This is a genomic window from Nonomuraea dietziae (genome assembly GCF_014195505.1).
Taxonomy (GTDB): Bacteria; Actinomycetota; Actinomycetes; order Streptosporangiales; family Streptosporangiaceae; genus Nonomuraea; species Nonomuraea roseola.
On sequence record NZ_JACIBV010000003.1, the window covers coordinates 176843 to 189223 of the forward strand.

At 65.4% G+C, this 12381-nt stretch carries 9 protein-coding genes and 4 pseudogenes; 5 read left to right on the forward strand and 8 right to left on the reverse strand.

The window, feature by feature from the left end:
* Positions 1–192: 192 nt before the first annotated feature.
* The 3 genes and pseudogenes from FHR33_RS47815 to FHR33_RS47825 all read right to left on the reverse strand — a co-directional run bounded on the left by FHR33_RS47815 (position 193) and on the right by FHR33_RS47825 (position 5199).
* Positions 193–1773: an alpha/beta hydrolase gene (locus FHR33_RS47815; RefSeq protein ID WP_221242716.1), complete on the reverse strand. Its 1581-nt coding sequence runs from the start codon at positions 1771–1773 to the stop codon at positions 193–195.
* Between the two features lie 358 nt (positions 1774–2131).
* Positions 2132–4015, reverse strand: a complete 1884-nt coding sequence (locus FHR33_RS47820; protein WP_183662667.1) for a CocE/NonD family hydrolase — start codon at positions 4013–4015, stop codon at positions 2132–2134.
* A 293-nt stretch (positions 4016–4308) separates the two neighbouring features.
* Positions 4309–5199 (reverse strand): annotated as a pseudogene (locus FHR33_RS47825) (IS5 family transposase).
* A 637-nt stretch (positions 5200–5836) separates the two neighbouring features.
* Here FHR33_RS47825 and FHR33_RS53720 point away from each other — a divergent pair.
* Positions 5837–5950: pseudogene (locus tag FHR33_RS53720) on the forward strand (helix-turn-helix domain-containing protein); the annotation flags it as partial.
* Here FHR33_RS53720 and FHR33_RS47835 read toward each other — a convergent pair.
* Positions 5920–6834 carry an ISL3 family transposase gene (locus FHR33_RS47835; RefSeq protein ID WP_183662669.1) on the reverse strand — a complete coding sequence of 305 codons (915 nt, stop codon included), beginning with the start codon at positions 6832–6834 and terminating at the stop codon, positions 5920–5922. The pseudogene FHR33_RS53720 and the gene FHR33_RS47835 sit on opposite strands and share 31 nt — an antisense overlap.
* A 702-nt stretch (positions 6835–7536) precedes the next feature.
* On the opposite strand from FHR33_RS47835, the gene FHR33_RS47840 reads away from it, so the two are divergent.
* The 3 genes and pseudogenes from FHR33_RS47840 (at position 7537) to FHR33_RS47855 (ending at position 9641) form a co-directional block, all read left to right on the forward strand.
* Positions 7537–8028, forward strand: coding sequence for a hypothetical protein (locus tag FHR33_RS47840; RefSeq protein WP_183662672.1), 492 nt, complete (start codon positions 7537–7539; stop codon positions 8026–8028).
* 364 nt (positions 8029–8392) lie between these two features.
* A pseudogene (locus tag FHR33_RS47850) lies at positions 8393–8550 on the forward strand (transposase); the annotation flags it as partial.
* Positions 8551–9305: 755 nt separating this feature from the next.
* Entirely contained in the window at positions 9306–9641 is a 336-nt protein-coding gene (locus FHR33_RS47855; RefSeq protein ID WP_183662674.1) for a hypothetical protein, read from the forward strand.
* 382 nt (positions 9642–10023) lie between these two features.
* Here FHR33_RS47855 and FHR33_RS47860 read toward each other — a convergent pair whose 3' ends face one another.
* From FHR33_RS47860 to FHR33_RS47875, 4 genes and pseudogenes are all read right to left on the reverse strand, one after another.
* A complete protein-coding gene (locus FHR33_RS47860) occupies positions 10024–10449 on the reverse strand; it encodes a hypothetical protein (protein WP_183662676.1) in 426 nt (141 codons plus the stop codon).
* A gap of 60 nt (positions 10450–10509) precedes the next feature.
* Positions 10510–10782 carry a hypothetical protein gene (locus FHR33_RS47865; RefSeq protein ID WP_183662679.1) on the reverse strand — a complete coding sequence of 91 codons (273 nt, stop codon included), beginning with the start codon at positions 10780–10782 and terminating at the stop codon, positions 10510–10512.
* A gap of 233 nt (positions 10783–11015) precedes the next feature.
* Positions 11016–11543, reverse strand: a complete 528-nt coding sequence (locus FHR33_RS53590; RefSeq protein WP_183663207.1) for a transposase — start codon at positions 11541–11543, stop codon at positions 11016–11018.
* Positions 11544–11675: 132 nt separating this feature from the next.
* Positions 11676–11891: pseudogene (locus FHR33_RS47875) on the reverse strand (helix-turn-helix domain-containing protein); the annotation flags it as partial.
* 56 nt (positions 11892–11947) lie between these two features.
* On the opposite strand from FHR33_RS47875, the gene FHR33_RS53595 reads away from it, so the two are divergent.
* Positions 11948–12340 (forward strand): TetR/AcrR family transcriptional regulator C-terminal domain-containing protein, encoded by a 393-nt coding sequence (locus FHR33_RS53595; protein WP_183662683.1) that lies wholly within the window; start codon positions 11948–11950, stop codon positions 12338–12340.
* Positions 12341–12381: the final 41 nt, after the last annotated feature.

Consider the following 12381-nt stretch of genomic DNA (forward strand, 5'->3'; position numbering starts at 1 on the left):
TGGAGGACGAGCGGGCTGTGCAGGCTTTGAAGGTGCCGGGTCCTGTGGTGTCCGCTGCTAGTCTAGGGCGGCCACCACAGGATCGTGTGTTGAGTGGACCTCCGGGCCGCGGATGCAGTGCTCGATGGCGTAGATCAGGTCGAGCAGCACTTCCTTGGCCCGAGCGGTCCCGGATACGTTTTCGGGACTTGCCTACTCCACGCCAAGGCGGAGCTTGGCGGGACTTGCTTGGCTGACGGCCGCGTTCGCGGTTTGGCGAACCGGTACCGGGAAGGGATGCCCGGGGATCGAGACATCCTGGGCAGGCAAGGTGCCTGAGACGAGGAAGTCTGCGCCGATCTGGTTGGCCGCCGAATTGTTGAGTGCAAGAGGGCCGAAGACAACGCCGTGCTTTCCTGCGTTCACCTCCGTCACCAATCGGGACGACGGCAGCAACTGGCGCAGGGCTCGCGCTCCCTCGATCGGAGTGGAGGGGTCACCTTCCGAATTGAAGATCAGAATCGGCGGTACCTGGTCGGGGTCGGGAAGTGCTCGCTCCTGGGCGGGCACGGGCCAGTTCTGGCATGCGGCGTTGTACCACGTGTTGTACCAGACCGCGTAGTTCGGATACCGGCTGGCGTGCTCGGTCGCGTCTCGCTCCCAGGTCTCCCTGTCTCTCGGCCAAGGAGAGTCCGTGCAGGAAACCGCGTTGAAGATCGACAGGAAGTTGTGGTTGGCGGGTGTGGCCAGATTTGGTGTGACCGCCTTGAGGCGCGTGTCGTCATTGCGGTTGACGAAGTCGCTGATCGCCTGGGTGAAGTTCTGCCAGCCGCCCTCGCTGTACATGGTGTCGAACGTGGCGAGGATGAACTCGAACGGCCCGGCATGACCGCGAGGAGCGCGCCGCAGATCGGCTATCACGGTGTCCCACGCGGCCCGCACCTGATCCTTGGTCGTCCCGAGCCCGAAGACGTCGTCATAGCGAGCGACCCATTCGAAGTAGGTGTCCCGCCGTCTGTGCATCGCCGGATTCTGGCCCAGCACCGCCCACCCTTGGTAGGCCATTTCGCGCGGAGTCGGGTTGACGGCGCTGTCGAGGATGACGCGGTCCAGGCGATTGGGAAACGCCGAGGCGTAGGCGATGCCCAGGTACGTGCCGTAGGAGAAGCCGAGGTAGCTGATCTTCTCCTCGCCCAGCGCCTGGCGGATCCGGTCCATGTCCATGGCCACGGTCTTCGTGTTTACGAACGGCAGCATGTTGCCGGCATTTCGCTCGCAGGCTGCTGAGAACTCGCCCAGAAGCTTCCACCAAGTTTCCCGCTGCGATGCCGCATCGGGGTCGGGCAGCGGGGAACTCCAGGCGGACAGGTCGCCGCAGGACATCGGTGTGGAATGCGCCACTCCCCGCGGGTCCATGCCGATAACGTCGTACATTTTCAGCACGGAGGACGGAATGCGGGTCTGCCCCGTCGAAGAGACGGCTGTCAACCGGCCGGCATATTCGGCAGCACCTCCTCCTGGCCCGCCAGGGTTCAGAAACAAAACGCCGCGTCGCGTTGCCGGATCGGTGGCCTTTGCCCTCGAGATGGTTACGGCGACCTTAGCGCCGAATGGGCGACTGTAGTCCAGCGGAACCTGCAGTGTTGCACAGTCGAGGTGCGGATAGGGAGTGGCGAGATCCTGTGGACACGCTCCGAACTGTAATCCTCCTGTTTTAGCAGCGGAGGCAGAAGGGGTCGAACAGACGCTGGCGATGAGCGCGATGATACCGATTAGTAGAGGGATGCGTTTCACGTTATCTCCGATTGACGTAAACAAGAGGCCGATCGCCGGTTCTCACGCACGTGGAGAGGCTCGGCAGGAGAAGGAAGAATCATGCCAAATAAGAAACCGAGTTCCTGTCAGGGTTCCTTGTGGGACACAAAAGCGACCATACCTGACCGCCCGGCATTAGTTCGTGCGTGTAATCCTTCGACGTCACCGATCCATATGGAGGGGCTCGTGCGCCAACCTTGAAGTAGACCGGACCGTCGGCGATCAAGTAGACGCTTGAGCACATCTGCTTGATCGCCTGGGCGGTTCTCCCGAAGTGGATGGTCGTCGGCCAGTCGTTCCGAAGCTGGTGCGCCTGACCAGGCGCCTGATCGCTCTGCTACCTGGGAGCCACAGGCAGGGTGAGAGAGCTCTTGCCAAGGTCGATCTCGAACTCCGTCAGCTGCCAGGGCTCGTTGCCCGGTTCGGGGGCGTGCGAGCACCAGTCGGTTCCGGGCACTTCCATGCTCGTACAGTTCGTCCCGGCGATCACTAGGCCGATACGGTGGCCCGGCTTGAAGACGTAGTCGTTCGGCTGCAGCTTCAGGTTGTAGGTGTAGTACTTGTCTGCCACCACCGGAGAATCGGAGAGCAGGCTGTTGCGGTTCTCCGTGTCGATCGTCGTCTTGCTCACGATCTCGAACGGTCGTGTCACCAGGTCATGGACGTACCGGGGATAGCACCCTGTGTCGGCCGTGGTTCCGGCACCGAAACAGTCTTCGCCGGACCCCGGCTTGATCCCCTCAGTGAACGGGGCATCGTCTTCGCTAGTGTTGGGGTAGGAGTCGGTCCCGTAGTCCACCAGGAATGCCGATAGAGGCGTGCCCGAGGCACTGGCCTTCGCCGACAATGTCACCTCCGCCACACCGCTGACCCTCATCTCCTTGGTCAGCGGTTTTCCGAGAAAGGCGACCCTGGTGGACCTGTCCGTCTCTGGGCTCGCGACTATGTCTTTCTCTCGCTCGTCGTACTTCTCGAAGAAGAGGGCATGACCGCTTGTGCTCGGCTGCGTCTCTGACAGCGTTTCATGCTCCAGCCACAACTTCTTGGTAGTGGCGTTGTCTGCGGGCCAGGCCGCATAGGTGTCCCATTGGTTGGGAGCGTGCTCGATCTGGACCTGCGGTTCGCTCATGACACCGTTCTCGATGCCGAGCAGCCAGTGGTCGAGCCAGCGATGAAGCTGCGGTAGCCAGCGTTCGCGGTGAGAGTTGATCGGATCGACGTGAGCCATCTGCGTCAACATGAGCTTGCGCGGAACGCCTGCCGACTTCACCGAGTTCCATGCGTCCAGCGCGAGGTCTGGAGTGACGTTGTAGTCGTTGAGACCGTGCACCATGAAGACGCTGGCCTTGAGATTCGACGCGGCGGCCCCACGGTAATCGCGTTCGGCGAACCACGAGGTGTACGTCGCGTCTCGCTCGTCGGTGGCGGCGGGGATTTCGTCGTAGACCGCAGCACATCGGTTCGGATCGAGCTTTGAGGTCCAGCCGTCGGAAACGGCCGAGTATCGCGGATAGTCCGCGAAGCGCGGCAGACCATTGAGACGCAGGTAGCCGTACCAGCTGTTGAAGGCGGCGATCGGTACGATGGTCTTCAGGTTGGGCACGTTCAGCGTGGCCGCGATGTTGGCCAGGACTCCGGGTCGCGATTTTCCGATCATGCCGACGTTGCCGGAGTCCCAGTCGGCCTGGACCGCCTGACCCGACTTTCCGACGGCGCTCGCGCGCCCGTCTAACCAGTCCAGAGCTGCCTTGACGCCGGCCATCACCTCCTTACCGTCGACGGTCGCGCAACCCTCGGAGAAGCGGGTGCCGGGCAGGTCGACCTGGACGACGGCATAGCCTCGCGGCACGAAGTAATTGTCGTAGTACCCCTTGAATTTGCTGGGTACGCCGTCGTCCTCCTCGTCCTTGTACCCTCCCGAATAGTCCGGGCGGTAGCGGCCGTCGCGCGATTGTGCGCTCAGGGCCGCTGGAGCGAAGTACGGGCTGGCTTCGAAGATCACCGGCACCTTGAGTCCAGCCGCGGTCTCCTTGGGCCGGATAACGTCGACGACGATGCGATCCTTCTGCCCGTCGCGGTCACCGTCAACCGGCGACTCCACATAGACGGTTTCCCGGATGGCATCCGTGTAGGAGTAATTTGGTTGGCTCAGGTCGCTTCGTGGCTGTGCTGCCGCCGTACCCGGCGTCGCGACGGCGATGAGTGCTCCTGCCACAATCACGGTTAAGGGCATTCTCGACAAGGTTCGTCCACCTATGCTCAAGACATGATCTGCGTCGCCATACTGCCAACAATCATCCTTTGGTGGGGATGGGTAAAAGCGCCAAAGTTCGTATGTTGACTGCCAAATTGACGCCCTCTCGTGTCCCGTTCCGGGATACAGTCTTGGAGGAGACCCAGGGTTGTGCTGCCTATGCGCGCGACTTCCGTGTTGGCGACACTGACGTGCGCCTGCTTGCCATCGGCACCTCCACAGCATGGCGCCAGGCCCTCGCATGTCGACCTCCAGTCGTCCTAAGGCCTGTCTGATAATTCGGTTTGGCGGAGCCAGAGCATGAGTGAGGCAATGGTGACGCCCTCGAGGTATCGGCGGGCGAGCTTGTCGTAGCGGGTGGCGACGGCTCGCCACTGCTTGAGCCTGGCAAAACACCGCTCGACTAGGTTGTGGTCCTTGTAGGTGGTCGCGTTGAAGACGGGCGGGCGGCCTCCGCGGCTGCCTTTCCGCTTGCGGTTGGCGATCTGGTCCCGTCGTTCCGGGATGACCGCCTGGATGCCGCGTCGTCGTAGGTACGTGCGGATCTTCTGGGAGGAGTAGCCCTTATCGGCCGACCAGCCGGTCCGGCCTGGTACGCGGACGACCGAGGCGGCGGCGCAGCTGGAACGTGGCCATCACTGCCTCGAAGGCGGTGCAGTCGTTGACGTTGCCGCCGGTCAGATGCGCCGTGAGCGGCAGGCCGCGATCTTCGGTGATCAGGTGGAGCTTGGTGGTCAGCCCGCCTCGGGATCGTCCGAGCACCTGCCGGTTTTGCGATTGCTTCGTATCGATCGTCCCGCCGTGGTCCTCCTTTTTCGGGCGCCGGCAGCGTGCTGGTGAGCGCGGGCGATGGTCGAGTCGATGCTGCCCGTCAACCCGCCCGTGCCGATCGCGTCGTCCTTGACCTGCAAGTCCTCCAACAGGCGGGCCCAGGTGCCGTCTTCTTCCCAGCGTTTGAACCGTCCGTAGCAGGTTTGCCAGGGGCCGTAGCGTTCGGGGATGTCTCGCCAGGGCGCCCCGGTCCGCAGCCTCCACAAGATCCCGTTGATGACCTCGCGGTGATCGCGCCAGGGACGTCCCCCGCCGTCCGCCACGGGCAGCAGGGGCTCGATCCGTTGCCAGGCCTTGTCGGTCAGCTCACCTCGTCGCACCACGAAGGATCATCTAACCGCACCGCCGAGATCATTTATCAGACACGCCTTAGCGATGACCTGCTCACAGCCGTCGTGCGCGCGTTTCGGTGGGCCTCGTCATCATGAACCCCACCCTGATCCCATCGACTGGGCTGCGGACCAGCGACCGCATGACCAGGCAACGTAGGCGTCCACGAGATGCCGTTCACGTCCTTACTGGCCCTGCCTAGCACCGCCCGCGATTTGACCACAGCCTCAACAGTCGGCCTGATCAATGGGGGGCAGAATGCCGATGGCAAGAAAGATGCCTAAATCGGCAGTTATCAGTCTGGCTTATGCGGGCCCGGGGGTGCATTCTTCATCTATCCGCTAATGAGGAATTGGAGTGACTCATGAAGCGCGTTCTCATGGGGACGATTGCCGCCATGCTCCTGACTGGCGGGATCACCGCTGCGATCGCTGCACCGGCGAGCGCGGACACTGTGCAGACCACGGGTGCTTCGCCTGTGAGCGTCTCGCCTGACAACCGCGACATGTAGCGACGCGCAGTGCCCCGCCACGCGGCCAATTCCTCCCTTCTAGCGGTCGTCGCAAACACCCCAGCATGGGGCGTGCGGTGGAGTTCGAGATCCGGTCCCCTTAGCGGCGACGGAAGCTGACCTGTGAGCGGGAGGAATACGTCCAGCTTATGGATCAAGGCTTCAGCAGCATGGAAGCGTGTCGCCTGGTCGGGATCAACTACCGGACCGGGAAGCGGTGGCGGAACGGCTCTTCGGCCAGGCGGCGTGGCAGGTGCTCGCGGTAGGGATCGACCAGTCCGAGTCCCTGGTCGAGGAGGGTGTGGACCTGCGCGTGCTTGCGGCGGGTCCGTTCGGCGAGCGCACCGGTGCGGCGCGGCCCTGCTGTGTGCCAGCAGCGGCTGTGGGCAACCACGCTCTTCTCCACCGCGGCGGCCAAGCCGTGCCACAGATGCCACCGGTCGCTGACCTGCACCGCATCCGGTGCGCCCTGGCGGATGGCTTCGGCGTAGGCGGCCGAGCCGTCGCGGCACACGACCTGGACGCCTGGGTGCTCACGCAACCACGTGATCAACGTGGAGGACTTGCGGTCGGGCAGCACATCGATGCGGCGGTGGGTGACCGCGTCGATGAGCAAGGTCGCATAGCGGTTGCCGCGCCGCAGCGCGAAGTCGTCCACGCTCAGCACCGCTGGCACCGGCCCGGCCGGGGCCGGAACGCTCATCAACAAGCGCAGCACCGTGGTACGCGAGACCGTCACCGGCAGGCGGGACAGCACAGCCGTGCCGGCGCGGCCGGCCAGCACCACCGCCAGGTCCACGATCAGCGCGGCCAGCCCCACGGTGCGGCGGGCATACCGGGCCGCCACCTGCGGGACCTGTTCACGGAACGTCTGCTGCATACATCCGCGGGCTTCGCACACCAGCCGGCGTATGCGCAGGTCGACGACCACCGTGCGGCTACCGACCGGCACATCCGCCAGACGTCGCATGTGGTAGGCGTGCACCCGCCGGGTCAGGACTCCACACGCGGGGCAGGATGCCGCCACCGATCGTGTCCGGGCCCGTACCCGCACGACCCGCGATTCTTCGGTCACCTGTTCGAGGACCATATCGGCCAACTGCGGGAACAGCATCTTCAAGATCTTCGAAGCACACCAAGATCACCATGCTAGCCCGCACACTCCGTCACCACCGAATTCGTGCCGGAGCCCGGTTTCGTGTGCGACGCCAGCGTGAGCATGAGCTCCGGTCTGAGTGCTTGGTCCCTTACGGCTGATCATGCCATGGCCCGTTACCGCGCCAGGTCGTCGATTCACCTCGCTCACCCGGTTGCTCAAGGCCAGGGTGTGATGTTGGGGTTGGCGGTCTTGCGGCGTGGAGACTCCGGATCCAGGCCGTCGGATTCGAACATCATTATCCCGACGGCACGCCCGCGACGGCTTCCTGATCCAGCTGCTGGCCGCGACCGGCATGAGGATCGGAGAGGCGTTAGGACTCCGCCGCGAGGACATGCACCTGCTGCCGGACTCTCGGGTGCTGCGCTGCCGTCACGAGGGGCCGCACGTTCACGTCCGGCGGCGCCTACCGACTCCGACAAGCGCGAGGCCGTGGAGATGATGGCCGCCCCGAGAAGGCAGGCGCGGGCGTGAGCGGCCGCCGAGGCGGTCGCCCTTCGCCGCGACCTCCACCGCAAGGGGGACGCGCACGCCGCCGCCTGGTCCCCGCCACCGCGCGCCGATACGTCAGCATGGACGTCCGAACGGCAGGCCACCCACCAACGACCTCGCCCAAGGCTCGCCATGACGAGGTAGGTTTCGAGGATGACGACGAGTCCGGTGGACGACATCCTGAGGCACGCCCGCGCGGCGTACGGGGACTTGAGGAAGCCGGACTACTTCTTCTTCCGGCACGCCCAGGAGAACAACCCCTGGGCCGGCCTGCTGAAGTTTCTGTCCGCCCGGTTCAAGCTCGAGGACTGGTCGGACTGGGAGGACGGGGTCGGATTTTCCTACGAAGTGCGCAGCCGGGCGGACTCCAAGCGGTCGTGGAGCCTGTGGCTGTCGGCGGTCGGGCCCTACGCGTTCCTGTGCGCCAACGCCGCCGTCGCCGAGACCCTGCGGCGGCAGGACGTGATCACGTCTGCGGACGAGACGGACCCCGACCGTGCCGAACTGGTGCGCGAGCTGCATGCGGCGGGCGCCACCCTGCTTACCGCCGACGAGATCGAGACGACCGTCGACTTCACATCATTCGAAGGCAAGTACCCCGCTTCGACCTTCGTCCTGCTCTTCGGCGAGGAAGACGTGCCCTGGTGGCACGAGTCGTAATGGTCCATGTCAAGGGGCTGCGTGGGTTGCTGCCGTGTCGGCAACGGCGGGTGCGAAGAGCCGGTTATTGCGCAGCAACGCGCCCACAGCACGTCGACCATAACCCCCGCTGGCCAGCGAGAGGTGTCGGTCAAGCACAGTTGGACTGGCACTCCAGTACCCGGCGGCCGTGCACTACCGGAGCGCAATGGGAGCCCCCGGCCGACCTGTCGACCCACCCCGCCAAAAGCGCCTAACAGAATGATCTCCGGTGTGCTTTGATCTCTCGCTGTAGCGGTCGTGAGAGGAGCACGGGTGGCGCGGGCCAAGCCGTGGGAGGTCAGTGACGAGCTGTGGGCGGTGATCGAGCCGTTGTTGCCCCAGCGTGGGCAAACACCGCTGGGTCGTAGAGCAGACGTTCGCCCTGCTGCATGCCTTTCGACGCCTGCGCATCCGTTGGGAGGTCCGCGCCGACATCCACGAGGCCTTCCTCAAGTTGCCTGCGCACTCATCTGCTGGCGACGCCTCGCCTCATTGCGTTAGCAGCTCTAAAGCTGACGTGATCAACGGCCTGTCCCGCCGCACAAGCGCGGCAACCTGACGGTGCCCGGAATAGGTCGGGCACTCTCCCTTGGACGTCGCGAAAGCCTGCCGAGCGGGACCGCGTGCTCGTCGTCGCGGTCCCCGACACGGCGGGCACCGCCCCGCTGGACGTCAATCTGGAAGTCGCGGCCCTCACCGAGCTGTTACCGGGTCGGTGCACCGTCCGCCGGTCCACTGGCGCGACCCGTGATCAGGTGCTCGCCGATCTGCCGCGACACAGCCACGCGCACTTCGCCCGCCAGGGCGCCGCGGACACCGACAGCCCTCGGCACCGGGCCTCCTGCTGCACGACCAGCGGCTGGCGGTCACCGACGTGTCCCGACTGCGCCTCCGCGGGAAATTGGCCTACCTGTCGCCGTGCGACACGCGAGCGGAGGCTATCTGCTGTGACGTACGCGACAGATTCGATGGCCGGAGCCAAGCTTGCCATAGGGCATGGGCGCGTGGGCGCGCACGTGACGTTCCCGGACGCCCCATGCCCCGGACGCCCATGCCCTGGATGCCACGAGATGCCACCGTGAGCATGAGATCACGGGTGAAGGCTGCGGGTTGGTGACGGTAGGAGATCGATCGGATCGTCCTGGTTGATCATCGGGAGGTCGGCCGTCACGGTGACCGTGTTCCGAGTGACGTGAGTCACTAGCAACGGCCCTCCCCGGTATCGATAGGCAGGAGCTCGGAAGGGCCGTGCGAGCGTGCCCGAAGGCACCTTGATCACGGTAGAGGTCGACGCGGCTGAGGTCGAGCGGCGATTGCGAGCAGGCGAGATCACGTGCCCGTCCTGCGCGGGCGTGCTGACCGGGTGGGGGTTCGGGCGTCGACGCCGGCTGTGGGGCATGGGCGAGGCGCTGATCGAGGTGCAGCCGCGGCGGACGCGATGCAGCTCGTGCGCCCGGACGCATGTGTTGCTGCAGCGGGCTGACGGGGTCGAGGTGGTCGGGACCGCGTTGGAGGCGAAGGCCCAGGGCGCGGGCATCGGCGGATCGCCGCCAGTCTGGGCCGTCCGCCGTCGACGGTTCGGGGCTGGCTGAGACGGTTCGCCGCGTCGGCCGGGCGGGTGCGGGCCGCCTTCACCACGGTGTTGGTGCGGGTGGCGGGCAGCACGCAGCTGGTCCTTCCCGCAGCGACGGAGACCGCGTTCGCCGATGCGGTGGCCGCCGTCGTCGGTTGTCCATGGCGTGGGGCGGCGCTGTGGAACGGCAGGCCACATGCCGCCATCGCCTCCGAGAGGAGAAGCAGTCACACCCAACCGACACACTCACACCCTGCAGTCCGAAAACTCCACACTGTAAGCGGCGGAGCGCTGGGAGTCACTGCCGCACCAAAGATCCTTACCAGCCCACGTCGGAGTGGGACAGCCGCCGATGTGATTGCTCAGTCCAGACCGCCTCGCGAATACCCAAGCCGACCAGATCATCGCCGCTCGGGTGGAACGTGGATGCCGTGGGCTTGGAGCCGAGACATGATCAGGTCGAGAAGCTCGCGTTCCTGTGCGGCCGTGTCGTGATGCCCTACCCGAACACCGGTCGCAGCCCAGCGCTCGAGGACGTCAACCGTGAGAAGCCACTGGGCGAGCGTGAGTTTGGGCTTCACGATCTCGTCCGGCGGCGGCCATTTGCCGGAGGCGGGAACGCCGGGTGTCCAGTGGGCGATCTGATCCCAGCCGGTCCTCCGGATGCTCCGGGCAAGGTCGGCCCGCTGGAGAGAGCCGTCCACCGTCTCGACACTGGCATCGTTGTCCATGCACGCGTCGATGAGTCCCCACTGACGGAGGGGCATCGCGATGATGAGACCGACACTCATGACCGGCATGCTGTCAAGATCGTAATAGGCGGTCAAGGTCGGAGATCCCGAAGAGACGAGACACCGGCCTCAGACCGCACCACCTTTGGGAAACGATCAACCCGATCCCGGGAAGCGATCACCAACCGGCAACGATCCCCACTGCTCAACCCCTCTCGTGAACACCCCGACGAAGAGCCCGCTGAGCACCGGCGCTTCGCCCGCCACCTCCGCGATCTGGAAGCCGTCGGCGAGGCGGACGAAGCCACCCTCGTGGCCGCCGTGCTGCGTGACACCGACGCCACGATGGCTGAAAGCGCCGTGGGCCAGCAGCTGGACCGTCGGGCCGCACAATTGCTCACCGTTTCGGCATTCACCCACTGAGCTCACACGATGGCCAAAGTGATCGCCGAGCGAGACTTCCTCACCCGACGACGGGTGAATGGAACCTGCTCAGCTCAATCGTCATGGGCGAGCCATGGACCGTCGAGGAGGTCACCGGCGCCACCGACTGGTTCCAGTGCATGGCCACAACCCCCCAGATCGTCTCCACTCCCGAAGCCCTCAGACTGCTTGGCGACCACGGAAGAACCCGGCGTGTCCGAAACGCAGTGAGCCTCCGACTACGTCAGCTGGAACAGCCGAACTGACCTGACCCACGAGTCTTGACTATTGCTCCCCTTCTGCCGGATGAGCCGTCGCCCTCTGTTAATCAACACCCCCCACACTCGGCATGCGTGCGATACGAAGCGGTAGCCGCCGGAGCGGACAGGGCGGGCGTTCAGGCTCGAACTGGTCGCGATCTCGGCGGGCTCCTGCCCACTTGGGACGACCTGCGCTATCAGATCACGCTCGCCCGGGCCGCCGGCGCCGCCGTGCCAGACATGATGGACACCCATGTGAGAGCTCAAGAAAGCGATTGCGTTGGTCGGGCAGAGGACCCGGCGGGTCTCGGTGTCGAAGTTGAGGAAGGGCATGAACGCGGCCCGGGCGTCGTCCCGAGACTTCCCGATCGCCGGATACTGACCGCCCCAGACCTCGGCGAATTCGTAGAACCGCTCGAGCGCGGCGGCCTCGGTCGGCGCGGTGTAGACCGGCTTGAGTGATCTGGCACGCCGGCACGACCACCAGGTGAAGCTGGCCCGTGGCAGGCGCCAGGGCCGAAAGTGGGCAACGGAGTCCCAGTTAAGGGCTGGGCGGGGTCACTGCTGTGGATCCCGTCCAGCACCGGCCACGATGCCGGCCGCCGCTCGCGTCCCGCTCACTTCCCGGTCACTTCCCGGTCACGTCCGGCAGTCCGTGCGGCACTCGGTGGGGTTGACTCCGTGGAAGCGCTTGAAGGCCGTGCTGAACCCGAACGCGTCGGCGTACCCGACCTGGTGGGCGACTGCGGTGACGGTCGATGTCGACTCGGTCAGCAGATCGGCGGCCAACGTCATCCGCCAGTCCTTCAGGTACGTGAGCGGTGGCTTGCCGACCACCTTGACGAATCGTTCGGCGAGCGCGCCGGGGCGACTCGTCGAACCGGTCGACAACCTGCGCGCCACCCTCGAGGATGGCGGCCACGAGCTGCTGCGCCTGCACTGCGACGAGCACTCCTGCCCGCTGCGACGACGCCTCTACTCGGAGATCATCCGTTTTCCCGACGTCCCTCGACGTTGTCACCGAGTCCGGTCCGCACCGGCTCACCACCGAGGCGCTGGCCGACCGGCGGACCCGCCTCATCCTGGTCGGCCGGCTGCGCGCCACCGACCCCGAGCTGGCGGCGGAGCAGCTACTCGCTCTGCTCGTCGGCCCCTTGGAGGCGCTCCCGCATGGGCACCCCGACCCCTCAGCGGCGATGAGCTGCGGGAGGTGGCTCGGGCGGCGGCGACTCGTCCTGCTTATCTGTGATAGCGGCGCGGGAGATCCCGCGTGCGCTGCCAGTAATGCCGGCGCTACAGAGTGAAAGCCCAGATGTGCACAGGCCCAACGGTTGGCGTGGGCATC

Bases quoted from the DNA above. Each gene is read 5' to 3' on its own strand.
- FHR33_RS53595 (WP_183662683.1), top strand. From the start codon at position 11,948: ATGGCGGCCACGAGCTGCTGCGCCTGCACTGCGACGAGCACTCCTGCC.
- FHR33_RS47835 (WP_183662669.1), bottom strand. From the start codon at position 6,834: ATGCTGTTCCCGCAGTTGGCCGATATGGTCCTCGAACAGGTGACCGAA.